General features: G+C 59.0%; 22 protein-coding genes, 1 pseudogene and 1 riboswitch. Of the genes and pseudogenes, 12 read left to right on the forward strand and 11 right to left on the reverse strand.

Annotation, left to right across the window (positions count from 1 at the left end; genetic code table 11):
* Positions 1-23 precede the first annotated feature (23 nt).
* Positions 24-1,344, reverse strand: a pseudogene (locus tag LRP30_RS07040) (pitrilysin family protein).
* Between the two features lie 462 nt (positions 1,345-1,806).
* Positions 1,807-2,517, reverse strand: coding sequence for a hypothetical protein (locus LRP30_RS07045; protein ID WP_249759801.1), 711 nt, complete (start codon positions 2,515-2,517; stop codon positions 1,807-1,809).
* A 794-nt stretch (positions 2,518-3,311) separates the two neighbouring features.
* On the opposite strand from LRP30_RS07045, the gene LRP30_RS07050 reads away from it, so the two are divergent.
* The 5 genes from LRP30_RS07050 to LRP30_RS07065 all read left to right on the forward strand — a co-directional run bounded on the left by LRP30_RS07050 (position 3,312) and on the right by LRP30_RS07065 (position 4,973).
* Entirely contained in the window at positions 3,312-3,524 is a 213-nt protein-coding gene (locus tag LRP30_RS07050) for a hypothetical protein (protein ID WP_249759802.1), read from the forward strand.
* An 80-nt stretch (positions 3,525-3,604) separates the two neighbouring features.
* The gene (locus tag LRP30_RS44915) at positions 3,605-3,730 is read left to right on the forward strand and encodes a hypothetical protein (protein WP_256477655.1); all 126 of its coding nucleotides are present in this window, start codon (positions 3,605-3,607) and stop codon (positions 3,728-3,730) included.
* A 297-nt stretch (positions 3,731-4,027) separates the two neighbouring features.
* Positions 4,028-4,240 carry an IS3 family transposase gene (locus tag LRP30_RS07055; protein WP_249759803.1) on the forward strand — a complete coding sequence of 71 codons (213 nt, stop codon included), beginning with the start codon at positions 4,028-4,030 and terminating at the stop codon, positions 4,238-4,240.
* Positions 4,241-4,259: 19 nt separating this feature from the next.
* The gene (locus LRP30_RS07060; protein WP_249759804.1) at positions 4,260-4,532 is read left to right on the forward strand and encodes a DDE-type integrase/transposase/recombinase; all 273 of its coding nucleotides are present in this window, start codon (positions 4,260-4,262) and stop codon (positions 4,530-4,532) included.
* Positions 4,533-4,973 (forward strand): hypothetical protein, encoded by a 441-nt coding sequence (locus LRP30_RS07065; RefSeq protein WP_249759805.1) that lies wholly within the window; start codon positions 4,533-4,535, stop codon positions 4,971-4,973. It begins immediately after the preceding gene.
* Positions 4,974-5,924: 951 nt separating this feature from the next.
* Here the strand turns inward: LRP30_RS07065 and LRP30_RS07070 are convergent.
* The 7 genes from LRP30_RS07070 to LRP30_RS07100 all read right to left on the reverse strand — a co-directional run bounded on the left by LRP30_RS07070 (position 5,925) and on the right by LRP30_RS07100 (position 11,202).
* Positions 5,925-6,437 carry a tetratricopeptide repeat protein gene (locus tag LRP30_RS07070; RefSeq protein WP_249759806.1) on the reverse strand — a complete coding sequence of 171 codons (513 nt, stop codon included), beginning with the start codon at positions 6,435-6,437 and terminating at the stop codon, positions 5,925-5,927.
* A gap of 105 nt (positions 6,438-6,542) precedes the next feature.
* The gene (gene sctV, locus LRP30_RS07075) at positions 6,543-8,642 is read right to left on the reverse strand and encodes a type III secretion system export apparatus subunit SctV (RefSeq protein ID WP_249759807.1); all 2,100 of its coding nucleotides are present in this window, start codon (positions 8,640-8,642) and stop codon (positions 6,543-6,545) included.
* Between the two features lie 9 nt (positions 8,643-8,651).
* Positions 8,652-9,080, reverse strand: a complete 429-nt coding sequence (locus tag LRP30_RS07080; RefSeq protein ID WP_249759808.1) for a hypothetical protein — start codon at positions 9,078-9,080, stop codon at positions 8,652-8,654.
* A gap of 2 nt (positions 9,081-9,082) precedes the next feature.
* Positions 9,083-9,619, reverse strand: a complete 537-nt coding sequence (locus LRP30_RS07085) for a hypothetical protein (RefSeq protein ID WP_249759809.1) — start codon at positions 9,617-9,619, stop codon at positions 9,083-9,085.
* Positions 9,620-9,652: 33 nt separating this feature from the next.
* Positions 9,653-10,546, reverse strand: coding sequence for an FHA domain-containing protein (locus LRP30_RS07090; protein ID WP_249759810.1), 894 nt, complete (start codon positions 10,544-10,546; stop codon positions 9,653-9,655).
* Positions 10,547-10,662: 116 nt separating this feature from the next.
* Positions 10,663-10,854, reverse strand: coding sequence for a hypothetical protein (locus LRP30_RS07095; protein WP_249759811.1), 192 nt, complete (start codon positions 10,852-10,854; stop codon positions 10,663-10,665).
* Positions 10,855-10,896: 42 nt separating this feature from the next.
* The gene (locus LRP30_RS07100; RefSeq protein ID WP_249759812.1) at positions 10,897-11,202 is read right to left on the reverse strand and encodes a hypothetical protein; all 306 of its coding nucleotides are present in this window, start codon (positions 11,200-11,202) and stop codon (positions 10,897-10,899) included.
* A gap of 899 nt (positions 11,203-12,101) precedes the next feature.
* On the opposite strand from LRP30_RS07100, the gene LRP30_RS07105 reads away from it, so the two are divergent.
* From LRP30_RS07105 to LRP30_RS07120, 4 genes are all read left to right on the forward strand, one after another.
* Complete coding sequence (locus LRP30_RS07105; protein ID WP_249759813.1) at positions 12,102-13,565, forward strand: DUF1521 domain-containing protein; 1,464 nt, start codon at positions 12,102-12,104, stop codon at positions 13,563-13,565.
* A 1,374-nt stretch (positions 13,566-14,939) separates the two neighbouring features.
* Entirely contained in the window at positions 14,940-15,893 is a 954-nt protein-coding gene (locus LRP30_RS07110; protein WP_249761713.1) for a class I SAM-dependent methyltransferase, read from the forward strand.
* A 412-nt stretch (positions 15,894-16,305) separates the two neighbouring features.
* A riboswitch (cobalamin riboswitch) is annotated at positions 16,306-16,520 on the forward strand.
* A gap of 101 nt (positions 16,521-16,621) precedes the next feature.
* Positions 16,622-18,559 carry a ribonucleoside-diphosphate reductase subunit alpha gene (locus LRP30_RS07115; RefSeq protein ID WP_249759814.1) on the forward strand — a complete coding sequence of 646 codons (1,938 nt, stop codon included), beginning with the start codon at positions 16,622-16,624 and terminating at the stop codon, positions 18,557-18,559.
* Entirely contained in the window at positions 18,550-19,623 is a 1,074-nt protein-coding gene (locus LRP30_RS07120) for a ribonucleotide-diphosphate reductase subunit beta (protein WP_249759815.1), read from the forward strand. The genes LRP30_RS07115 and LRP30_RS07120 overlap by 10 nt, the downstream gene beginning before the upstream one ends.
* A gap of 654 nt (positions 19,624-20,277) precedes the next feature.
* On the opposite strand, the gene LRP30_RS07125 is transcribed toward LRP30_RS07120, so the two are convergent.
* Positions 20,278-20,544, reverse strand: a complete 267-nt coding sequence (locus tag LRP30_RS07125; protein WP_249759816.1) for a hypothetical protein — start codon at positions 20,542-20,544, stop codon at positions 20,278-20,280.
* A 180-nt stretch (positions 20,545-20,724) separates the two neighbouring features.
* Between LRP30_RS07125 and LRP30_RS07130 the strand changes: the two genes are divergently transcribed.
* The gene (locus tag LRP30_RS07130) at positions 20,725-20,916 is read left to right on the forward strand and encodes a hypothetical protein (RefSeq protein ID WP_249759817.1); all 192 of its coding nucleotides are present in this window, start codon (positions 20,725-20,727) and stop codon (positions 20,914-20,916) included.
* A gap of 549 nt (positions 20,917-21,465) precedes the next feature.
* On the opposite strand, the gene LRP30_RS07135 is transcribed toward LRP30_RS07130, so the two are convergent.
* Positions 21,466-22,140 carry a secretin N-terminal domain-containing protein gene (locus tag LRP30_RS07135; protein WP_276017378.1) on the reverse strand — a complete coding sequence of 225 codons (675 nt, stop codon included), beginning with the start codon at positions 22,138-22,140 and terminating at the stop codon, positions 21,466-21,468.
* A 193-nt stretch (positions 22,141-22,333) separates the two neighbouring features.
* Between LRP30_RS07135 and LRP30_RS07140 the strand changes: the two genes are divergently transcribed.
* Complete coding sequence (locus LRP30_RS07140) at positions 22,334-22,846, forward strand: nodulation protein NolB (RefSeq protein WP_249759818.1); 513 nt, start codon at positions 22,334-22,336, stop codon at positions 22,844-22,846.
* Between the two features lie 8 nt (positions 22,847-22,854).
* Positions 22,855-23,721 carry a type III secretion inner membrane ring lipoprotein SctJ gene (gene sctJ / locus LRP30_RS07145; protein WP_276017370.1) on the forward strand — a complete coding sequence of 289 codons (867 nt, stop codon included), beginning with the start codon at positions 22,855-22,857 and terminating at the stop codon, positions 23,719-23,721.
* Positions 23,722-23,725: the final 4 nt, after the last annotated feature.

The raw sequence follows: 23,725 nt of genomic DNA on the forward strand, positions 1-23,725 counted from the left end.
ACGTCGTGTGCAAGGATGGACCACTAGAGCTTCTCCCCGTGTTTTGGCGTAGACTCTTTGATGAGATAGCCGGTCACCGATCGTTTCTTGTCGAGCCATTTCCGCGCGGCCTCGCGCACCTGCTGTGCACCGACCGCGCGGATGCCGTCCGGCCAGCCTCGAATATCGTCTATGCATAGTCCCGTTGTCAGGCCGCGGCCATACCAGCGCGCGAGCATTTCCTGATTGTCCTGGGCGTAGGTTACCTGCGCGATCAGCCGCGTTCTGACCTGCTCGAGATCTTCGGCGCTCGCGGGATTACGCGCAAGGTCGGCGATTACCTCGTCGATGGAGCGCTCGATCTGGCTGAGTGTGACGCCAGGTTTTGGTATGGCAGAGATCGCGAATAGCGAGGGATCGAGCGCGGCAGAGTGGTAGCTCGCTCTGGCAGTGACCGCGAGCTGCTTTTCGACCACCAGCGAGCGATAGAGATATGAGTTGACGCCGCCGCCCATCAACTGCTCTAGCACGTCAAGCACTGGTCCCTCGCCGGCGGCTACGGTGCGAGCCGATGGTACGAGATAATAGCGGTGCAGGGCTGGCTGCTCGACGCGGGAATCGGCCAACGTCACTGTGCGCGCCGCCGCCGGCGTTGGCTCCTGCGGCCGCAGACGTTCCAGGGGAATCGATGGTTGCGTGGGGATGCCACCAAACGTCTCCTTCACCATCGAGCGGATTTCCTTGGGGGCGACGTCTCCAGCGATAATCAGGACCGCGTTGTTCGGTGCATAGAAGCGCTTGTAGAAGGTAAGCGCGTCCTCTCGGGTAAGCTTTTCGATTTCATGGCGCCACCCGATAATGGGGCGAGCGGTTGAGGTAAAGCGCCGCCATCATCTGCTCAGCGAGCCGTTCACCTGGATGGTTGGCGATGCCCTTATTGAACTCCTCCAGCACGACGTCGCGCTCGGACAGCACGTTCTCATCTTTGAGAATGAGACCGGTCATGCGGTCGGCTTCAAGTCCCATCATCTTGCCGAGGTGCTCGGGCGGCACGTGCTGGAAGTAGCTGGTGTAGTCGAATCCGGTGAAGGCGTTCTGATTGCCGCCGGCGCGCTGCACGGCCATGGAGAATTCATTCGCCGGATGTTTGGAGGTGCCCTTGAACATCAGGTGTTCGAGGAAATGCGCAAGCCCCGATTTGCCAGGCGGCTCGTCGGCGGAACCGACCTTATACCAGATCATCTGAGTCACAACGGGTGTGCGGTGATCCGGGATCACGACCACCTGCAAGCCGTTCTGAAGCGTGAAGCTAGCTGGTCGATCTGATCTGACCGTGTCGGCAAAGACGCTATCCTCATCAGGCAGGTATACGTCAGTGTGATCATCTATTCTGTGCTCGACACGTCGGCGCGGTGCGCGTCGTCGAGTCGGAGGCTTTAGCGGCGGTACCTCCCGCCTTGGCGGTGACCGAAATCCGGTTGTGCATGGCATCGCCTTTCGCTCCATACTGATCCACGTTCATGGCGGACAAATCCGACAAAGCGGGGAGCCGCACGTCGTTTGCCAAACAGCAGAGCAAAGGCCGGACCAATTGTCGGAGTGGCGTACTCACGGCCGCACGCACGCAAACTGGACACGGAACAGAACCGTCTCGTACTATTCTGGCCAAAGGTGAACCGTCGACATGTCGTGAACACGACATTGCGCACAACGCGTCAGGACAACTCGGCGTCAACTGACAGAATGGAAAACTTGCAGAAAAGGTGGATTGATCAGCGATGTGACGCCGATGCAACTTTCGCCAGGCTCGCTGTTACTCATCTGGCTCTACACGATGAGTGGCTTGGCAATATTTCTCATGGTCGCGAGGCGGGAGTCGGCGAGCAGATCCTTGGAGTACACTGCGCCGAAGTAGTCCAGCACGAAGGTGCCAGAATAGCGTAGATTATCGGCCGCGCGAATTAGGTTATCGAGAATTGTGCCAACTTCGCCAATGCGGTCGCCATAGCGCGCGCGGATAACGTTAACGGCGTTCGTCGAGTGGACCGCCTCGTCGGCAATTACCTCCCGCAGCCAATGATGGAACGTGTTGTTCCCAAGGGTGTCATAAAATGGCTTTTCTGCTGCATAGGCGCGGCAAGTGCACATCTCATCAAATGCGATCATAACCATTAGGGAGAATTCATCCTTCAGGTGTTCAACGATCGGATCAAAATCATGCGATCGAGCGTCCAAACTCTCCCGAAGATCCTTTTCGGATCCATTAGCGACGAGTTCAATGATGCGGATGAAGCCATCGGTGTGGCGCTCTTCGTCGATCGCCCAGGCGCTGAAGAATGCCGCAGCCTCATCGCTAACGATGAGATTTCTGTCGGCTAATTCTTTTTTCAGGTGCCGGGCGTCATATTCCGTGTACAGATCAGGCCACAATTTATCCCAACGTGCACGTACATCCGACGGCGCGGCGTTGAACATCGCTGGCGTAAGAGAATTGAATAGTTCTTTTGGACTCCAGTTCCGCCGAATGGGCGTAGTCATCTGAGTGCCCCTAATCGCGGTGCGAGCGCTCTAGCGTGCCATTGTTAAGCAAACGTTCGCAAAGCAGTTTGCTGCAAGCAACACGGGCCGTCAGCTATTCGTTTTGGCGGGTTGATTCTAGGCCAGAGATCTCCGACCTGAACTGAAGCGTCACCTGGAATGGGGCAGCCAGTGCTTGTGGCCGAGGGCCGCAAGTCGAAAGCACCACTCTCAACCGGTGGTCGAAGATGACGCGCCTGACGCCGAGAGCGCCGCCTCGGCGGGGCTGCGAACTGACAGGAGCGCTTAGTGTCAGCAGATCCAGCGACGCCGCTGATTCGCGCTACCGATCGGTCAGTCTGGACCGCGCAGGATTGGCCATGTCATGTGGCATGGGACCGAGGTTCGGGCGTAAGCTAGGCTCCAAGGGATGTTGATCTGCGTCCGAGTAGATCCCAAACCTTGGCCTCGTCGAGGAGGTTGACAGGTGTTGGCCTCCGCTTGTCACATCAAGCTGGAAGCCAAGCAGCACCAGGTCATTTGACTGATGGGCAAGCCGAGGCGTGCGCTCACTCCTGTTCTTCATCTATGCTCTTCCCTGGCTGAATTCGTAGACTTCAGCAAACGCGGAGCAGCAGCGCCTTTTAACTGGCATGACCGCGTTTGATGGAAGGCCTCCTATTGGGAAAACATTCGTCGGCTGTCAGGCCGGCAAGATTCTGCCAACCATTCACGCCGTTCGCTCGTGCCGCTAACGGATCGAAAACTGTTATGCAGCAAGTTCTCGTCTAGGAGAGCAGGGGAAATATCCGCACATGACCGGACTGGCCGTTATGGAAAACGTGCGCCGCTATCGCGCGATAGCGTCTCTGTGCCGGCAGGCTGCCGCATTTCGGCCAATTCAAGGCAGCTCATTGCTGGCGCAAGCTGTAGAGTGGGAGGAGCGCGCGGTCGCGGAGCTCGAAAGACATTTTAACTGTTCGCCTGGTACCGGACGATCCACAGATCCACCGTCCAACAATAGGTGAAGTTTGAAGTGGACCCCGGATTTTGGACCGGCGGCTTAGGTGGTGCGGATGCCGTTCCGTTTTGATAAACGGATCGGACCATGAAGAAGACGAGACGGAAAATCGATGCAGCGCTGAAGGCAAAGATCGCCTTGGAGGCGCTGCGAGAACAATCAACCCTGACGAATCTGGCACAGCGCTACCAGGTGCATGTGAACCAGACTTAAGCGTGGAGGAAGCAGCTTCAGGATCAAGCGGTTCAGGCGTTCGACGCGGGCGCTGGTCGGGATGGCGAGGCGGGCCACGAACTGGAGGTCGAGAAGCTCCACGCCAAGATCGACAATTGACGATCGAGCGAGAGTTCTTAGCCAGGAGGTCCGGAAGATGAGCGCGCCGGATCGCCGAGGATTGCGTCAGCGCGACATGAGAGTCTATCGGTCCGCCGGCAATGCCAACTGCTGAGCATTGCGCGATCGAGCGTATATCGGCCGCCGCGGCCGGCCAATGACAACGATCTTGAGCTGATGCGACGGATCGACCAGCTGTTCACGGCCTTGTCGTTCCTGGGCTCGAGGCGGATGACGGCGATGCTCAATGGCGAAGGCTGTCGCATCAATCGCAAGCGCGTGCAGCGGTTGATGCGCAAGATGGGCATCGCCGCGCTGGGACCAAGCCCAGAACCACAAAGCCGGCGCCGGGACAAAAAATGTTCCCGTATCTCCTGCGCCATATGGTGATCGACCGGCCAAATCAAGTGTGGCGGCCGATATCACCTATGTGCCGATCGGCCAGGGCTTTCTATATCTGGTGGCCATCATCGATTGGGCGAGCCGTGCGGTGCTGGCTTGGCGCCTGTCGAACACGATGGACACATCGTTCTGTATGTCTGCGCTCGAAGAGGCCTTGGCGCGCTTCGGCCGGCCTGAGATCTTCAATACCGACCGGGCAGCCAGTTCACCAGCGCCGCCTTCACCGGCACGCTGGCCCCCACCCGGCGTCAGGATCTCGATGGACGATCGCGGCCGCTGAATGGACAACGTGTTCATCAAGCGGCTGTGGCGCTCGCTCAAATACGAGGACATCTATCTCAAGGGTTATTCGGATGGCCACGAGGCCAAAGCCGGAATCGCCCGATGGATCGAGTTTACAATTTCCAGCGCCCCATCAGGCGCTGGAAAACCGCGCGCCGATGGCGGTCTGGCAGGCCGGTGTCACCGGCGCATTCGGCGAGGAGGCTGTGGATATGACGCTTCTCGCAAGCGAGAAGCTTGGACAACGCTGCGCGTTGCCCAGATCCCCACAGCCACAACAGCAGCAAGCAAGAGTAGCGTAAAGTATTGGGAAGAACGAACGGCAGCAGCTCCACTTAAGAAACCGGACCCGGTAGCCCTCAGCATAGGGTCCACTTCAGTTCAAGAAAATGACCAGGTTGCGCAATCCAACCCTCGCGTGAAATCATGGGCAGCGTAGCGGTCATGTGCAGCAGCCCGGCGATCGAGCGGCCTGGGCTCTCGCCCAACCGCAGGATGGCGATCAGTTCTGCGCAACTCCTCCAGCGCGGTCGATAGTGACCAGGACCAGCGACCGGCCATGCCAGGGTCGCAGTTGCATCGCTCGCGGGGCGTATGCGTCAGAAGTGGCAAACAGGACCGGTGGCTCACAAGGTTCTCGGCAGAGAAGCGCAATATTCAACCCTCTAGTCGACCGGCGAAGAGCCGCCGCGAGCAGATCTACTAAGCGGCGGTGGCACAGATTGCGTCCGATAAATCCGTGATGGACGTCGAGGCGCGCTTGCCAGCCAACGGCTGCGACGTCGCGCACGGAAGGTAAGCGCGGAGGCCATATTTGTGCAGCGCAATCCCTCTCTTCCACGCGGATGCAGACGTCGTCAATCAAGGTCGTGCATATCCAAGAGTATGCGCTGGCGCAGCCTTCGGCCTTCGTGCCGAAGCGAAACGCAACATTCGCTGTGTGTTGAGCGTTTTGGGAGACCGGATGCGAGTACTTCTGCGGATTCGCAGCAATATGCTCTATGTCGTCGCCATAATACTCCGCCAGCTTGTTCTCGAATAGAGACCTTGAGATCTCAACCACCGGCGGCTCGGAAATGAGGGAGTACGGCCCGGTTGCCGTCGAGGATCGGCAAGGCGCCGAATTCACGTTAGACAATATATCCCAGAAAGGTTGGCTGTCATCAAGGTCGTGGCCATTGCTCGCCCGCTGTCCCATTTCATCGAGCTCGGAAGCGCGTTGGGCAGTGATAAATCATTGATCAGCTGAAACATGACAGTTCGTTTTTCTCTATAGAGGGCGTCAATGCAGTGGCCGCCCTTCCAGATCCCGCGCTAATAGTGATTATCGGCGGTCGGCAAGCTGATTTCTGTGCCGCGAGCATTTACGATTCGCTCTTTGCTCGCCACGCTATCTCGATCGGACCAAGGCGTTCCGGCCGTCAGCCACTGGTGCTGGGTTGGCGTTCTCAGTCTGCGTCTTGCCTTCAAGGGCGAGCGACAGTTTGAGATTGTTGCGCAACATCGGATTTGCGGGTTCAGCTGCGAGAGCTTGATTATAAAGCTCCTGGGCCTCCCGGTGGCGACCCTCGTAATCAAGGACAACAGCTTTGGCATTTAATGCACGCAGATCGCCGGGAGCGGCCAATAGAACGGTATCGAGCACCTCAAGCGCGTCATTCGGGCTCCTGCGCTTCAGCAGGGCTCGCGCAAGAGCGATCGCTGCATCGATGTTGTTCGGTTGTTCCTTCAATGCATCGCGCAGCGCCGCCTCGTCAGCATCCCGACCGAGCGCCTGTGAAATGCGCTCGCGCTTGGCAGGGTCGACCTCTTTGGCATCTGCCAAATCTGATGTGGACGGCTGCGGTGAAAGGCCATGCCTATCCGGGCTAGCGCAGCCGGCGAGCAGCACAACAGCGAGCATCGCAAGCAGAGCCGGCCGCGGGCCTGGACTGGCGGAGCACAAGTACCGCCGGCACCTGATTTCATTTGAATTCATAGGCTACTCACGAGGAACTGCTGCGCACTCTTAGCTCGCAGCTGTTAGGAGCCCTCCCGAGGAAGGCGCCTTGGGAAGCTTAACGGATCCAATCGGTTGGACCGTGAAGTCCGCGGCGAGGTCTTGATAGGACAGAACAGGCAGGTCGATCCCGTTGCGCGTGAGAAAACCGCGTACGAAACGCCGGATATCCATCGAACCGAGAACGACAGGCTGGCTCTTACTTTGCGCGATGGTCGCATGGATCTGACGGAATTGTGCAAGCAGCTTCTCGCTCTGCCAATCATCCAAGACGAGGTATGGGCCGACGGCCGTTTCACGTACCGCGCCGCGGATGATTTCCTCGCTCTCGCGCTCGATGATAAACGCAACCACAACGCGATGGGCATTAGCATACCGAAAGCAGATTTGTCGCTTTAAAGTAGCACGAACATATTCGGTGAGCAGGACGGCGTTTTGCTCGCGTTCGCTCCACTCTGCCAGCGCCTCCAGGAGTAAGCGGGTGTTGCGGATGGGAATGCCTTCATCGAGCAAGCGGCGCAGGACCTCAGCGATCCGAGGGACGGTGGCCGTACGCAGCACCTCCTTCACCAGGTCAGGATATTCCTGCTCCATCCGGGCGAGCAATTGGCGGGTTTCTTGGATACCCACCAGGCGCTGTGCATAGCGTGTCAATGTGGAATGGAGGCGCAAGGCAAGAACGTCGCTCGGCCGATGATATCCGATTCCGGCGGTTTTGAGAGCGGCTGCATGCCGTTCTTCGATCAAGACCCGATTCGTCTCCGGGTCTTGCCGAAAGGGAATGCCGCTCAATTCGATGTTCGCCACATCGTCGTTGAGCGCCAGGTGCCCCGGATTGATCACATCGCGTTCAACTGGCACACTGTCGACATCCACCCTAAATTGCGACCTGGACAAGCTTTGGCCGATCTGGGCCGGGATGCGCGGGATGGTGATGCCAAGGTCCGCCGACACCAGCGTTGAAACACGTGCAATGCTCTCTTCCAGCTCGTCTTTGGCGATCGAATCCGTCAAGTTCGGTGCAAGGAACAACGCAATCGGGAGTGCTTCCGCATGTACGGTTTGCTTCTGAGCCGCTGTGGGAGCCGGCGCCGAAGCAACGCCGCCAGCTCCTGTTCTGGCGTCAGGCTTGTCACCTTTGGCGCCCACCGTGACGTAGCTTGCCGCAGCGAACAGGACGGCCAGGATGACAAACGGGGGCAAAGGAAAGCCGGGAACGAGCCCCATAAATACCAAGACGCAGGCGGCTAGCCTAAGTGCCTGCGTGCTTGCGGTAAGTTGGTGAACGATATCGGCGCCGAGTTTGAGCTTGGAGGGCCCGTTGACGCGCGTGACAATGGTTGCGGCGGTAATTGACAGTAGCAATGCCGGAATCTGCGAAATGAGTGCATCACCAATCGTCAGAAGCGTATATTGATGCAGCGCTTCATCGAGCGACATACCCTTGGAGAGCAGGCCGATGCTGATTCCGCCCAGCATATTGATGCAGATTACGATCAGCCCGGCGATCGCGTCGCCCTTAACGAATTTCATGGCACCATCCATCGCGCCATGAAGTTGACTCTCTTGCTCCAACGCGGCACGCCGGCGACGTGCTTCGTGTTGATCAATGTGGCTGTTGCGCAGTTCCGCATCGATCGCCATCTGCTTGCCCGGCAGCGCGTCAAGCGTGAAGCGCGCCGACACCTCTGCGACGCGTTCGGCACCCTTGGCAAGAACCATGAATTGGACCATGGTCACGATCAAGAATATGACGATTCCGACCGCAATATTCCCTGAAATGACGAAGTCGCCGAAGGTGTGGATGATGCTGCCGGCGTCGCCCTCGGCAAGGATCAGCCGCGTTGTTGCGATCGTCAGCGCCAGACGAAACACCGTGGAGATCAGGATGACGCCTGGCAAGGACGAAAAATCAAGCGGTGTGCTGAGATAGAGGGCGACCATCAGCAGCAATATAGCAAAGCCAAGATTGAAGCCGATCAGCATGTCGATCGCGATGATTGGGATCGGCATGATCATCATGCCGATCGCCAGAAGCAGCATCAAGGCGACCATGAAATCCGGGTGGGCCGGCGCGCGCACGATGAAGTTACGCAAGACGTTGGCCATGAAAGATCCCTATTGCTGTTTGATGAGGGCTGTGCTCGCGCGCAATGACACATAGCGCTGAAAAACCTCGCGAGCCTCGGCCATGCGGCCAGCTTGCCGCAGGGCGTGACTTCGCAACAGCGTCATCGGTATGCGGGAAGAGGGGTGCGTATCAAGTGCGTCCAGCCGGTCCAGCACATCGAGCGCTTCGTCGCCAAGGCGCTCGGAGATAAGCGTGTAGGCTAGAATGCGGAGTAGACCGACGTCGTTGGAATGCTCGCGAGCTGCGATTCGCAACAGAGCCAGACTCTGTGCGCTCTGCCCGCACGCGAGGTGGACATAGGAGAGGGCGCAGAGCAGGTCGCGCTCCGGCCCGGAGATCGACAGAATATCACCGGATTTGGGGACTTCTGGAACCACGGGTGCGGGGACATGCCGCAATCCATCAGGATCGGCCATGGCTAGCCCTTGATTAAGCTGTTTTGATTCTGCCGGAGCATCAATAACCGCTGAAGTTCCTGCTGCAGGACCGCCAAACACTCACGCGCCGTCTTGTCGTCCGGCGTCGCCTCCAACGTTCGGGTCAAGCGCTCCAGAAGAACACTATGCTTGTCGGCGCGCAGCACGTCCGGATGACGGAGGCGTGGAACGACGAAGGAGAGTAGGCCGCGTGACAGATTGGGACCATAGAGCGAAGCCAATACCGTGCGTGGATCGGCCTCATTTGCCCCTGCCTCGCTTTCGAACAAAGCAACGCGCGAGATGGCACCGACGGAATTGACCTCGAGCGCCGCTTCGCTCGCACCATCAATTGGCAAATGATGCGAAGGCGCATCCCGCCACGACGCGCGTTTCGTGCCGCCATCCGCATGAGCGCCTCCGACGTCGATTTGATCAGCTTGCGAGGGAGGCGAGCCGATGACTGGTGCGTGCCGGCCCGCATCTAATCCCTGCGATGAGGTGCCGGGTCCTACGGCGTACTGGGGCAGCCTAGCCATCGCCTTCTCCTTCTTTCTTGCAGGGCAGAGACCCTAATATGGCAAAGCGGCAGATCGGCCGTTGCGACTGAGCAGAACTCGTCCATCCTCAATTCGATCAACGGTCCATCCATTACTCAAGAGCGCGCCGACGAAATACTTCTGGCCGGCAATTAGCAGATAAGGGTCGCTTCCGCGCCAGACGGCTTGGACAGCAATCGAAGAGGGCATCCTCTCCTCTTTCACCGTGACAGCATTCACAAGGGTAGGAGTGCCGTTGGTTTGATGATCGAACCATTGCTGGATTTCTTTCCATTTTGCGACGAGGCTCGGCGTAATTGTGCCTTCCGCGGTCACAACGCCGGGGCCCGCCCCTATCTTGACATCAAGAAGGCCCGCTCGTTCGACCTGTTGCCGCAGCGAGTCGGCTATTCCATCAGCAGCCCTCGCATCAAAATGATCGACAGTTGGTTTGGCGGCAATCTCGACCACGCGCGATGACTCAGTACTTAGCGCCACCGCGCTATCGCTGGGGGCGAAGATAGTTGAGAGGGTGCCGATCACGACAGAGCTGAGCAAGACCAGGCTGAGTGCCACGATCGAGCTGCGCGAGCGCTTGCTCGAAGCAACTGGCTGGAAATCCTCTATCGACCAGCGGATGGACATCGCGCCGACATGAACGACCGCAGGAACGGGTACACTGACGCGCTCGCCCGAAGTGATGCTCTCGTGACCGTCTATGCGGATATTGGCAGCGAGTGCCTCGACCTCGATCGAATCGCGCTGCGGGATGATGCGAAGGTGATGCGGTTCGAGCCCTTGTTCAACGAAGATCAGATCGGCATCGAGGCCGCTGCCGATAATACTTTCCCCGCCCGCCGCCTTGCCCTTGAGCCCGGTATAGAGCCCCGAAAGCACCTCGAACTCGAGGGAAATCGATTCGTTCACGGATAATCTCCTGAATAACGAGAGAAGCCGTACGGCAGTGCCGTACGGCTCATCCAGATTTCGTCATTCACAGCGCGGCGACGGTAGCAACGCGGTGAGCCACCCGTCTTGCAGAACTACTGGACGCGCTCGTCGGCGACCTTCTTCTCGGACGAGAGTTCGGTCGTAATTCTGCGCATCGCCACGGCCTGGGCCTGAACCTTCTGGCTAACACGCTCGAACTCAGCCATCTGATTCTGGAAGCCCGCATCGCCGGTCTGCTGGGCACCAGCAGGGCCGCCATTGCCGCCAACATTGTCAACCGCCATGTCTATTCGCCTTTCTTTTCGGATATCGTTGGGTCTGAGTTGTCACGAGGTGGGGGCCGGCGAAACGATCGCAGGAATGGAAAGGAACATCGGCGCACCGCCGAGGGTGCTGAGGCCAAGGTTCAGCTCCGGGCTCTTGCCGAGAGTGTCCAGCTTGGGCTGTACCTCGCACTTTTCGCCGGCGTCTTTGTGGTCTGCGGCCTTATCGTGGCCACCCTCTGGCACGAATGTGTGGACCACCTTGTCAAAGACCTTGTCTACGGTCCCGCCCAGTGCCGAACCAATGGCCGCTCCGGCCGGGCCGCCAAGGTATCCGCCGGCAGCGCTTCCGATCATTTCTCCGATCATCGCATTCTCCTATGCTCGTCTTGTTGCGATCAATAGACGACTGCTCGCCTAGATTTCAGCGGCGTCATGCTAGGGGCGCTACCTTTCGAGAAGCTGACGAATCTCACGTTGAGGCGATTGGACTGATCTTTTGCGGCAGCCTTGCATCTGCTCGCAATCATCGGCTCGCCAGGGCGTTCCCAGCCGCGCGTATGGTCGGCTTGGCGTCGACTCGGGCTGAGCGGTGCTTCCCTGCGTGTTCAGGCAATGATTTGACCTGGCGGAGCCTGCGGAGGCATGTGGCTTGCTTGCAGCGTAGGGCGCGGAAGCGGGCGATAAGGCATCGACTTGTGCGGCTGTCGGTCTGCGCTTGACTCGTCTGTTCGATATGGGCGGCTGGCGAAAGGAGGTCTGGTTTCGGGAAGTCTTGATGCTGGGGAAACTGACCGTGTCGCCGCGCGCGTTCATAAATCATCTCTGGACGCGATCGATCGCTCCTCGCCGATAATGTGCAGGACCGGCGGGAGCGCTGATTGCGTGGTGCGATGGGATGATTGGCCGATACCGGCAGCTGTCGCGTCACGCATCGTGAGCAGTTCAGCAGAGGATGCGCCTCGGACATCCGATTGACGTCAAAGTGGGGTGCGACTTCGGTCGCTCATCGTCAGCTTTTCGACAGGTATTGGGGCTAGAGTTCCTGTGAGTTGAATGCGCGCGATGTGCTCGTGCTGTTACTGCGGTGGGATGAAGGGGAAGGATCTCATTAGGGCTGCTGGATCTGGGGCAACGAGAAGCAGCCATTCGCTCGGATGGGCTAATTGGTGCGTTCTCATGCAGATCTGAAGCGGCGGGCCTTGGTTGACTATGCGCGTAACGCTCGCAGTTTTACAGCTTTCTTCTATGCAACAGGAGTGAACTAAATGCCGTATCTTCCCATGGCCGGTCTCCCCGTGGTCGGCGCGCTCGATTCGATGAACGGAGTGGCGCCAGAAGGCGCGGTTGTCACTCCCGCTTTCAACGCCTTGTTGGGGCAGTATGCTCCAGCGAGCTACCAGTACCTACCGGTAGCCTCGCCAGCCCTCGTCAGTTCGGTCGTTGCGGGTGTCGTCCCCGTCGCCGTGGCGCCAGCCATCGTTACGACCCAAGCGTACATGATGGCGCCTCCTCCTCCAACCATGCTGATGAACCAGCTGAATCAGAATTCTGAGCCTGCTGTGGATCCGGTGTGGACGCATGAGGTCAAGGATGGCAAGGCCACGATCAACCTTGGCGACAAGTATACGATTACGGCCGATGAGAAGGATGGCACCTGGACAGTTCGCAACAACCAGACCGGCCATGTCACGGTCATTCATGGCGACCCCCACGTCGATGCGAACGGAGACGGCAAGGATGACTTCGATTTCAAGAAGGATATGACGTTCCAACTCGACGACGGCACGAAAATTACTGTCAATAATGTCGACTACGGCAATGGTCAGGCCATCTCCTCAAAGCTTACCATTACGAACGGCCACAACGCGATGGTTGTCGAGGGGCTCGGCGACGACAAGGATGGCAAAAACAATCTGAGGGTGACACAGTCCAATGCTGACATGACCCTTGACGAGCTGACGTCCGATGGTGCCCAGACGATCCATGAGAGTGGCCAAGGCTGGGTCGATGGCGCCGGACGCACGGTGAATCAGGCGAGTATCGATGCTGGCGAACAAGGGCGCGGGCCGGGCAACTACCAGTATGCGAGCGCAGCGCCTGCCTCTACGGCCCCCGTCTTCTTCGTTCCTCCGCCGCCGCCTCTTGCGATGGTGCCCGTTGCGGTCGCTCAGGCGCCCACGCAGTCATCTCAGCGGTTGTCTCAGCCGGCGCCAGTGTGGTCGCATGAGGTCAGGGACGGCGTGGCTGAGATCAAGCTTGGTGATAAGTATTCGATCTTGGTCGCCGAAAATGACGGAACGGTGCTCATTCGTAACAATCAAACTGGCAAGGTCACAGCGATTAAAGGGGATCCCCACGTCGATGCCGATGGTGACGGCAAGATCGATTTTGACTTCAAGAAGAACATGACTTTCCAGCTCGACGACGGCACGAAGATTACCGTCGATACCGTTGATATCGGCAAGGGCAAAACGATGGCCTCGAAGCTGACCATTACCAACGGCGACAATGCCATGGTCGTCGAAGGGCTCGCAGACCGCTTCGACGGTAAGAACAATCTGACGGTGACGCAGTCGAATGCGGGACGTACGCTTGATCAGCTGACATCGGATGGAGCGCAGACGATTTATGAACAACCAGGCTCGGGCTGGGTTGATCGGTCTGGACGCCAGATGAACCAGGCGATCATCGACAGCAATGAGAACCCAGGCGCACCGTCGGATGCTTGAATTGGCCGCATGCCTGGCTGGTACGGGGCAGCGTTCCAGCTTATCGGGTAAGTCACTGAAGCGGGCGCTAGCGCCCGCTTTTCGTGTTCGGCAAGCGAGATGAAGATATTAGATGCGGCAGCGTATCGATCCAGGATCGCCGCTCTGGTCGCGCGATCGGGGCGGTCTGAGCTTTGGCGCCAATCGTACCGACAAACAGGCCGTGACCTCAGGCCCAGGTACCTGCAACATCTTTCGATGCTGGTGCCAGCGATGTAGGAGTTGCGCAGGTATGTGCGCCCCGAAGCCAATGCTGCCGATGTTACGGAAAGTCTTAGAAGATCTCTCTGGCGGACGAGTTCGCGGGCGGCTGCAGATCCAATCGAGGATAGCGTAGCTACCGCAATTGATCATCAAGGGGAGCGGTCCGTTTCGCCTTCAACTGTCCATTTAAGAGCGCTCCGCGTGAACCCGCATCGGAGAATATGGGGCACGCCGGCGGACTTGGGGTGCCGTTAAGCTTGGGCCACCGTTAAGCCTTCGATTTGCAGTGCATCTTTGCCACTGCGGAAGGCAAAGGGAAAGTCGCTGCGGCGCCTTCCGAAAGCTCCGAGTGCGATCGGATTTGCGGACCCGCTCGCGCCGCCGGCCTGGAGGATCACCTAAGACGCGTCTAGCTGCTGTTATGTGCCAAGTCTGGCTTGCTTCGCCCAATCGTTCTCGATTTGACCGTCCGTCCGACGTATCCTTCCCTGTGCGCGTCCGAGAATCCGGGCCTTCACCCATCATCTAGCTCGCTCATGGCGTCATCCATATCAGACTGGGAATCGCTTATGACTTGGGTGGCGACGGAAATCAGCGCCCTTTCGAATGCTCGCTGCAACAAGGCTGCAGGCGAGTTGTCGCCGCCGTTCCCGGCGTTATCGGTGTTTGCGCCAACCTCTGGCGCCCTTGCTGCGATATCGGCTGCGCCTGCGTCCATGTCGTAACACCCAGATAGCGGCGTTGCCGCGAGATGACCTATTCTCGTCATGCTAGCAGGGACAGCTTGCGAGAAGCTGACGAAGAGTGAGGCCCGTTTGATGCGCCTGCGCTCAGTGATGTAGGTTGGTTCCGCGTCTTGGAGTTTTGATGCACAAAGGACTGTGCTGACTCGAATCATTCGGCAGCCGCGTGTCCGCCGAACATCGGCCCGCATCGGTCCGGCTCAGGCGCGCCTGAGAGCCAATGGATCGGCTGGGCATCTGCGTTCGCTAACATGAAATAGAGAGCTTGGGCCTCTGTCTCACGATACGAGCCTAAAAAAACGCACGATGAAGGTGCACCTCGCCCAACTTCTGAGATAGGTCATCGAGTACTTGGAAGCAGCAGCCTTTGGCCGGGCAGCAAAATGAGATGGGAGACATTGGGGTGCGCACAGATTTTTCGCGGATCAATCGGTCTAAAGCTATCTTCGATGATATTTATGCTTTGGATGATCCGAGGGCATACTTCTCTGTCCTCGGAGGCTTGGATTATATGATCCCGGACGTGGCTGAGCCGGTTGTGCGGCAAATTCTAGCAGCGAAAGCTTCGGCAACCGGCCTTAAGCCGGTCGTGCTTGACGTCGGCTGTTCATACGGCATCAACGCGGCGGTGCATCGCTTTCCCCTGACCTTCGGGGGCTTGCGTCATCGCTACGCTCGGCGCGAAATGAGGGCGATCAGTTCTGCGACACTGGTGCGTCTCGATCGACATTTTTATGCAGCTTGGCCTGATGTCGGTTTGGCGCGGTTTATCGGCCTCGACGTCTCGGCACCGGCAATCAGCTACGCAACAAATGTCGGTCTGCTGGAGCAGGGCATTGTCGCTGACCTTGAAAAGGAACCGCTATCAACGGACAGCGCGCACATTCTCCGCTCTACGGATGTCATCATGTCGACGGGGTGCATCGGCTACATCACGGAGAAGACGTTCAGCAAAATTCTCGATGCGACAGACAAATGTCCATGGATCATCTCCTTCGTGCTGCGCATGTTTCCATTTGAGTCTTTGGCCTCGACGTTCGCCAGTCGTGGCCTTGTGACAGAACGTCTTTCCGGCGCAACCTTTATCCAGCGTCGCTTTCGCGATGCTGAAGAGTTTGAAGGGTGTTTGGCCAGCTTGGCGGCTCTTGGCCTTGATGCGACCGGTCTTGAATCAGAAGGGCTGTTTCACGCCGATCTGATCGTGACCCGGCCTGAGGCGGACGCGCGCGCCACTCCTCTGGAAAGCATTGTCACCGTCGCCAGCGGCAGAGGTCGGCCGATTGGGCCGCGTTACGTTCATGTTGAAGGCGCCGAGGGCTTGCAGGTCGCGCTTGAGCCGTAACAGGTCAGGAGCCGCTGCGCTGCGCGGCGGCCCGTTCGGCGCTGGATCAAGGGCTCGAGAACGAAGCCAGTCTGGTCGACAGCGCGGCCGCAGCCAATGTCATTTGAGCGCGGGATAAAGACTTCATCCGGATGTCATTATCGCGGCGAGCGCTAGGTGCTAGCGGATGCCGTTCGTTTCTGACTGACGTTCCCTGACATCAACGCTCACGCGGCGAGCATTTGCCTCGACCATGGGCAAGCTTAAGGGAGAACCGGAAAATGCAGCCTAACGCATAGCCGACCACTTCGAGCGGGAAAGCGGGAGCGCCGGAAATATACCCGACTTCGGCCGTTAAGTTGACGGTGTTCTCTACCTTCCGAAGCTTGATCTTCCCGAGCGCAAGACTTGACGAATCTCGGCGAGTGGCGGCTAGATGTGGGCCTGTCACGGTCTTCCATTCCGATATCTTGTCGGATAGAAGCTAAGAGGGAATCCGGTGCGCCGAACGGCTATTCCGGGGCTGCCCCCGCAACTGTAAGCGGCGAGCGGCTGTCATCATGGTCACTGGCGCGCGCGAGCGCCGGGAAGGCCGACAGCCGCAGCGACCCGCGAGCCAGGAGACCTGCCGCGACAGAAGAAACGTCCTCGGGCGGGGTGCCCCGGTGGAGCGCTTGCAGTCGGGGACGTTTGCCCGTCTCCTCGCAAGTCGTCCGCGGGCCCCAGCGCCAAACATCGCGGGGTTGCCGATGTCGTCGTCTTACGATTTCGATCAGCGGGGTCATCTCGTTGCACCGCCGAGGGTGCGGCCGCGGCTAGCGCAGGCAAAGCCTTCCGCGCGTGAGCTATCTCTTGCCCCGCGACGATCGCTGGCTCCGCTGCCGCGGCCACTCGCGCCATCGCCAAAACCGTCCGACCTTACGCTCGATCGCTCGCGCGACGACCTTCTGACTTCGTTCGGCAAGCTGACGTTGAGCGACCGTTATCTGCTCGCCGGCGAAGGCGTCCAGGACATGTTTGCGCGGGTGTCCTGCGCGTTTGCGGACGATGTTGCGCATGCGCAGCGTCTTTATGATGCAATGTCCCGGCTGTGGTTCATGCCGGCCACACCGGTGCTCTCCAATGGCGGCACCACGCGCGGCCTGCCTATCTCCTGCTTCCTCAACTCGGTATCGGACTCGCTCGAAGGTATCGTCGGCGCCTGGAACGAGAACGTCTGGCTCGCCTCCAACGGCGGCGGCATCGGCACCTACTGGGGGAATGTTCGATCGATCGGCGAGAAGGTGAAGGGCGGTGTCACTTCGGGCATCATCCCGTTTATCCACGTCATGGACGGCCTGACGCTGGCGATCAGTCAGGGCTCATTGCGGCGCGGCTCAGCGGCGGTCTATCTCGATATCCAACATCCCGAGATAGAGGAGTTCCTCGAGATCCGGAAAGCGTCCGGCGACTTCAACCGCAAGAGCCTCAACCTGCATCACGGCATCAACGTGACCGACGAGTTCATGCATGCCGTGCGGGCCGGGAGCGCCTTCGCTCTCCGCAGTCCAAAGACTAACGAGACCGTCCGCGAGATCGACGCTCGCCAGCTGTGGCAACGCATCCTTGAGAACCGGCTGCAGACTGGCGAGCCTTATCTCTTGTTCATCGACACCGTGAACCGCGCGCTGCCCAAGCACCAGCGCGAGCTCGGCCTGAAGGTCTCGACCTCGAATTTGTGCAGCGAGATTACCCTGCCGACTGGCATCGATCATCGCGACGAGGAGCGCACCGCGGTGTGCTGCCTCTCATCGCTCAATCTCGAGGCCTGGGACCAGTGGAATGAGGAGGAAGGCTTCATCGAGGATATCATGCGCTTCCTCGACAACGTGCTCACAATCTTCATCACCGTGGCACCGGACGGCATGAAGCGTGCCCGCTACGCCGCCCTGCGCGAGCGCTCCGTCGGCCTGGGCGTTATGGGATTCCACTCGTTCCTCCAGGCCAAGGGCATCCCGATGGAGAGTGTCCTAGCCAAGTCGTTCAATCTGAACATGTTTCGAAAAATCCGTCGCGATGCAGACGCGGCATCCGTGGCGCTCGCTCGCGAGCGCGGCCCATGCCCGGATGCCCTGGAACGCGGCGTGATGGCCCGCTTCAGCCATAAGATCGCGATCGCGCCGACCGCCTCGATCAGCATCATCTGCGGCGGCACCAGTGCCTGCGTCGAGCCGATCCCCGCCAACATCTACACCCATAAGACATTGTCCGGCGCCATCTCGGTGCGTAATCCGCATCTCGCCAAGCTGCTCGCGGCGAAAGGCGCCGACACCTCGGCGATCTGGCAGTCGATCATAGCGCACGAAGGATCAGTCGCCCATCTCGACATCTTGTCGGAGCGCGAGAAAGCGATCTTTCGCACCGCTTTCGAGATCGACCAGCGCTGGATCGTCGAGCTTGCCGCCGACCGCGCCCCATTCATTTGCCAGAGCCAGTCGATCAACCTCTATCTGCCAGCCGATGTCGATAAGTGGGACCTTCACATGCTGCACTGGACGGCATGGCAGCGCGGATTGAAAAGCCTCTATTACTGCCGCTCAAAATCGATCTCGCGCGCGGCGTTCGCCGGCAAGATCAGCGACGGCGACAAGGTGGCGGCGCCGCAGCCGCAGCGCACCGATTATGAGGAGTGCCTTGCATGTCAGTGATCGAACTTTCGTCCGTCGATCCGCGTACGCTGATCGGCAAGGGACGGGTGGGCCTGCTCGACTCGGCTGGAACATATGACGTCGATCGCTACGCCTGGGCTTACGAGTTCTGGAAGCGCCAGCAGCAGACCCATTGGATGGGCGAGGAGGTTCCGCTCGGCCCCGACCTCAAGGACTGGGCGTCGGACCGCGTCACCGCCAATGAGCGCGCGCTGCTCACCCAGATATTCCGTTTCTTCACTCAGTCGGACATCGAGGTCGGCGACAACTATCTTAAGCGCTACATCCCGATCTTCCAACCGCTTACCGTCCAGATGATGATGGCCGCCTTCACCAATATGGAGACCGTCCACATTGATGCCTATGCGCTGCTGCTCAAGACGCTGGGTATGCCGAAGACAGAGTTCGAGGCATTCCGCGGCTATTCGCAGATGCGTGCCAAGGCGGACTACATGCACGAGTTCGGCGTCCATACCGTGGGCGACGTCGCTCGCACCCTCGCGATGTTCGGCGCCTTCACCGAAGGCATGGCGTTGTTCGCCAGTTTCGCCATGCTGCTCAACTTTCCACGTCACAACAAGATGAATGGCATGGGACAGATCGTAAGCTGGTCAGTACGTGACGAGAGTCTCCACTGCGAGGGGATCATCAAGCTATTTCACGAATGGCACCGCGAAACCGGCGCGGTGACGCGCTCCGTCCGTAACGACATCATCGATGTTGCCGAGACCATGGTGAAGCTGGAGGAGAACTTCGTTGATCTCGCCTTCGGCCTCGGCGAAATCAAGGGCATGCGGGCCGAGCAGATCCACGCCTATGTCCGCTATGTCGCCGACTGGCGACTGACCCAGCTCGGGATTGCCCCGGTCTTCGGCTTCTTCGAGGCCCGGGAGAGCGGGTTTAACCAGCTCAAGCCGCACCCCTTGCCGTGGCTGGTCGAGATCCTGAATGGGGTCGAGCACGCAAATTTCTTCGAGCAGCGCGCTACGGAGTACTCCAAGGGGGCGAGCCGTGGCAGCTGGGACGGCGAAGAAGGGGTGTGGGCGGCTTTCGGCCGCATCTAGGACGATCGCAACAGCGCTTTGTTGCGTTCGATCCCGGTACACCTCGACTTCGCAGAAGTTCGCTTGTGCTTGTGGGGGCAAGCGACATCACATGGACATTTAAATCTAGCCCGTTTGAAACTATGATCGCGGACGCCGTTATCAGTCAGGCCATCACCATCAGTTGCTCGGGTCATTATGTTTGCGGATGATCAATCGTCCGCCAAGGGTGAGGACAAACGGCAGGCAGAGCAAGCAGTTCGATGTTGAACCCGCGCAGTAGTCTGACGGTCAAACCGCGCCTATCCTGCTGCAGACGCCCTTCATCGTCGAGGACATGTTCGTCTCGCGATCCTTTAAAATCCCGGCGGAAGCCCGGAAGCCGCGCTAGACCTGATTTGCCGGTGAAATTGCAATGCTCTTCGCCGCGCATCCTGGCCATATGAACAATGATCTCGTCGATTTCGTATATCCAGCTTTATCCCGACTCGCGCGGCCTTTGCCTTGCACGCTGCCCTCGCGCGACCTGGTCTGGGCACTTATGAAGTGGCCCGAAACGAGAAGCTTGGCCGCAGAATAGCCGCCGACAAGGTCGCCTCTCACCAGGTGCTCGTGCCATCGGCAAGGTCGGTGTCGGCCCGCGGAGATCACCCTGCCGTGGCTCGGCTGCAGCCGTTAGCGGATGTGCGAATCTTCCGCGTCTGCAGGTTGGTCTTTCTCCGGGTCTTCAGGCCAAAGGGTCGGGTCTAGCGGCGGTGTGAGACGAATGAAGCCCTCTTCTCTCCATTCGGCCGTATGAGGCACCCCGAGAATGGTGAAAGCTGTCGTCGGGTGGTCCTTGCTCGGTTTCACTCCGCTGCGCTCCAGCATGTCGATCTGAGCGCCTGTGGCTGTTTGACCAGTAAACACCCAGTAGTCCTTGGCGAGATGTCCGTCCCGCATACGGAACTCGGAAAGTTCTGGCGGTCCAGCTGCGGAAGACCCAGTTTGGGGCGGTCCCGCTTGCAATGGCCGGGGATGGGAGGGGCCGGCGTGCGACGGCTCACCCTGCAAAGTGGCGGTGCGCCATGGTCCTGCATGCGACGGCCCTGCTTGTGATGGCCCAGCGTATGGTGGCTCGGCATGCGACGGGCCGACATCCTGATTCTGCCATATCAAATCTTCATCGAAGCCAGGATGTTCCTCGATCGCCTGAGCGATGGTCTGCTGCGAGAGGTGTTGCGGGGAGTGTTCCGGCGCTGGCTCGGCGTCGGCCGCACCGAGCGCATACAGATCATCCTGCCACCCCAAATCTGGCGAATAGGGATGCGCTAAATCTGGGTATGGCGGATAGAGGTGCCCACCATCCAAGTATGGAGAGTAGGGATGGCCAGCGTCCCGGTATGGTGAATAAGCCTCGCCCTGCAGCACTGGAGGGGCGGCACCATGCGGCGAAGCGCCAGCCTGTTTGCCGCTGAGCTGCCGCTCGAACTCGGTTGTATCCGTAGCCGTTCGTGGTGTCTCGGGCTCCGGGCTCGTATTCGCCGGCGCGACTGCATTGAAATCCACCCTGTTCCTCCTTTTAACTGATGGAGCGCCTCGAGTTATGCGAAGGCTCGGCCGCGCTAGCTCCGAAGCAGGTGTTCGCAGGCTCGCATTGATTTTTTAATGCCTCGCGCCACGTTCAAAGATCGCGCTACCCACCTTTCCCTCGAGCACCCGGTCTCTGATCCATACATCCGGGGCTGCCACAAACAAGGCAGCCGTCCAGACCTCGCAGGCTCATGCTGGGGACCTTAGCTTTCGAGAAGCTGACGGTTGGATGAATATAGGCTGACGCCGGATGGACCGACTTCGCTCGAAGCGGTCTCGCATCTTCGACCATCACTTCTGGCCTGGACCGGCTTCGCGCAAAATGCCCTCCTGGTGCGTTTCGGGAGAACCTTCCGGCCGCCCTTCCCGAAAGACCGTGCTCGAGGAGCCGCGAAACAACATCAAAACCGACTCACGCTGTGGCTTTTCGGCCGCGACGGGATTGCGCCGGGCCTGCGCCTCCGCCACAAGGCCCTTAAGGGTCTGGTCCACCAGCGCAACAAATCGGGGTGGGCCAGAAGCAAGGATGAGGCCCTCTCCCGGAGCCGGTTTCACGATATAGCGCTCATCAGAGATGTTGAGCGCGTCGAGCGCGGACTTGAAAGCATCGAAGCTGATCGGGTTCAACACAATCAACCGGCTTTGCGCCTCGTGGGCAGCGGAGATGTAAAGGACGAGCCCGTCGTAATACCACTGAAGATTGTAGAGGGCGGTCAAACGGTCAAGGAATTCTCGTGGCGGCAGGTCCGGCATTCGTCCGCGAATCCGGCCCCTGACCTCGGCGCTGACATTGACCCTGATATTGAGATTGTTTCCGAACTCCTGCAGCGCCGCAGTAAGATCCTGATCGAGAACGGTGTAGCTATAAGGGGCGGACGGCAGTGAAAGGGATGCGCCAAACGAGCGCATCATTCCAAGACAGACGAAAACGCCGACACAAAGAATCCTTTTCAAAATTTGTACCATCGTGGATCGCGCGAGCATTCCCAGACGCCTTCCGCTCATCATGAAGTTGGAATTTTCATTCCAGCTTGGAAGCCAAACGTGATCTTTAGATGACGCAGTCAGCCCGATCTTCGTCAGGTTTTCGTCAGCTCGCCAGCCTATGAACTTGATCGGTTCATCGGTCAAAACGCCTAGGTTTCATCACACGAGCACAATGACTCATTCCATGTTGTTAGGCGCAACGCCGATCTCTCCCAATTCAGCCGACTGTCTTTCCAATGCCTGCTCGCCGGCAGCTCTTGGCGAGCAGGCGCACTTTGAGCAGTCCCTGGCGCAAGTAGCTTCCAATCAGGGATCTGCTTCCCCGCTCGCGGACAGGCCCGCAGCGGCTCCGCCGATATTGGAGGTCCAGCGCACGAATGTGCTGGCAAATCCGCCGGGTGACCGAATCCTCCAAACCCTTTCGAGCATGTACCACGGCCGTGCCATTCCTCCGGCGATTGGGCCAGCTGCCATGACTGGCGTGCAGCCTGGACCGGCTATGCAGCCGCTTTTGCAGGCGGACAACGTCGGTGCACATGCGACTGTTAAACCGGTGGGAGCCGATTTCGACTCGATGATGACGAATCTGCGAGACGTATACAGAGACGTCATTCAGGTTTCCCTCGTCTCCAAGGGCACCAGCGCCGTCAGCTCGTCGCTAAACAAGCTGCTGTCGGCCGGCTGAGGGAGTTGATGACTGGCGTGATGAAAAGGGGTAGCTGCGGCGGCCGTCAATCGTGGCGCCGGCTTCGCATGTGTCTTGCTCTGCCCCTTCTCCTCCCGCTGATCGGCTGTAAGGCTGATCTCTACACCAAAATTCAGGAGCGCGAGGCCAATGAGATGCTCGCGCTTCTCCTTGGCAAGGGCGTTGATGCTGTCCGTGTTGTCGCCAAGGACGGAACCAGCACAATCCAGGTCGAGGAAAAGCAGCTCGCCTTTTCGATTGACCTGCTAAATGTTGAGGGGCTGCCGCGCCAATCCTTCAAGAATCTTGGCGAGGTGTTCAAAGGATCGGGCCTCGTTGCCTCGCCGATAGAGGAGCGGGCGCGTTACGTTTATGCTCTAAGCGAAGAATTGTCGCGCACGATCAGCGATATAGATGGCGTCCTTTCAGCGCGTGTCCACGTCGTTCTGCCGAAGAACGACTTGTTGCGGCAAGATGCGACCCCGTCCTCGGCCTCTGTTTTCATTCGCCATGGCTCCAATGCGAAACTCTCGGCCCTGTTGCCGCAGATCAAGATGCTCGTCGCAAACAGCATTGAAGGGCTGTCTTACGACAAGGTCGCGGTCGTCTTCGTGCCGGTCGAACGCGCTCCGCTCGAGCAGTCGGCCGCGCCGGCAGCCGCTACGGCTCAGTCAGCCAGAAACGGTTCAACGCCGTTACTTGCGCTTGCTGTGGGAGGCGCCGGAGCGGTATTCGGCATCGTATCTTACGTATTGCTGGGCCCGCGTATGCGTCAGTTTGGACAATCATCGCGCAAGCTGAGCATGTTCAGTATAAGCGCGAGTGTGCCTGCTGAGCAAGCGGCCGGCAAAAAGATGATTGCTGATGCGACATAGTCGG

This window comes from Bradyrhizobium sp. C-145, assembly GCF_023375135.1.
GTDB lineage: Bacteria > Pseudomonadota > Alphaproteobacteria > Rhizobiales > Xanthobacteraceae > Bradyrhizobium > Bradyrhizobium zhanjiangense.

Excerpts from the sequence above, each read along its gene's own strand:
- LRP30_RS07045 (WP_249759801.1), bottom strand. The coding sequence starts at position 2,517 with ATGACTACGCCCATTCGGCGGAACTGGAGTCCAAAAGAACTATTCAAT.
- LRP30_RS07050 (WP_249759802.1), top strand. The coding sequence starts at position 3,312 with ATGACCGGACTGGCCGTTATGGAAAACGTGCGCCGCTATCGCGCGATA.
- LRP30_RS44915 (WP_256477655.1), top strand. The coding sequence starts at position 3,605 with ATGAAGAAGACGAGACGGAAAATCGATGCAGCGCTGAAGGCAAAGATC.
- LRP30_RS07055 (WP_249759803.1), top strand. The coding sequence starts at position 4,028 with ATGCGACGGATCGACCAGCTGTTCACGGCCTTGTCGTTCCTGGGCTCG.
- LRP30_RS07065 (WP_249759805.1), top strand. The coding sequence starts at position 4,533 with ATGGACAACGTGTTCATCAAGCGGCTGTGGCGCTCGCTCAAATACGAG.
- LRP30_RS07070 (WP_249759806.1), bottom strand. The coding sequence starts at position 6,437 with ATGCTCGCTGTTGTGCTGCTCGCCGGCTGCGCTAGCCCGGATAGGCAT.
- sctV (WP_249759807.1), bottom strand. The coding sequence starts at position 8,642 with ATGGCCAACGTCTTGCGTAACTTCATCGTGCGCGCGCCGGCCCACCCG.
- LRP30_RS07080 (WP_249759808.1), bottom strand. The coding sequence starts at position 9,080 with ATGGCCGATCCTGATGGATTGCGGCATGTCCCCGCACCCGTGGTTCCA.
- LRP30_RS07085 (WP_249759809.1), bottom strand. The coding sequence starts at position 9,619 with ATGGCTAGGCTGCCCCAGTACGCCGTAGGACCCGGCACCTCATCGCAG.
- LRP30_RS07095 (WP_249759811.1), bottom strand. The coding sequence starts at position 10,854 with ATGGCGGTTGACAATGTTGGCGGCAATGGCGGCCCTGCTGGTGCCCAG.
- LRP30_RS07100 (WP_249759812.1), bottom strand. The coding sequence starts at position 11,202 with ATGATCGGAGAAATGATCGGAAGCGCTGCCGGCGGATACCTTGGCGGC.
- LRP30_RS07105 (WP_249759813.1), top strand. The coding sequence starts at position 12,102 with ATGCCGTATCTTCCCATGGCCGGTCTCCCCGTGGTCGGCGCGCTCGAT.
- LRP30_RS07110 (WP_249761713.1), top strand. The coding sequence starts at position 14,940 with ATGGGAGACATTGGGGTGCGCACAGATTTTTCGCGGATCAATCGGTCT.
- LRP30_RS07115 (WP_249759814.1), top strand. The coding sequence starts at position 16,622 with ATGTCGTCGTCTTACGATTTCGATCAGCGGGGTCATCTCGTTGCACCG.
- LRP30_RS07120 (WP_249759815.1), top strand. The coding sequence starts at position 18,550 with ATGTCAGTGATCGAACTTTCGTCCGTCGATCCGCGTACGCTGATCGGC.
- LRP30_RS07125 (WP_249759816.1), bottom strand. The coding sequence starts at position 20,544 with ATGCGGGACGGACATCTCGCCAAGGACTACTGGGTGTTTACTGGTCAA.
- LRP30_RS07130 (WP_249759817.1), top strand. The coding sequence starts at position 20,725 with ATGCGACGGGCCGACATCCTGATTCTGCCATATCAAATCTTCATCGAA.
- LRP30_RS07135 (WP_276017378.1), bottom strand. The coding sequence starts at position 22,140 with ATGGTACAAATTTTGAAAAGGATTCTTTGTGTCGGCGTTTTCGTCTGT.
- LRP30_RS07140 (WP_249759818.1), top strand. The coding sequence starts at position 22,334 with ATGACTCATTCCATGTTGTTAGGCGCAACGCCGATCTCTCCCAATTCA.
- sctJ (WP_276017370.1), top strand. The coding sequence starts at position 22,855 with ATGACTGGCGTGATGAAAAGGGGTAGCTGCGGCGGCCGTCAATCGTGG.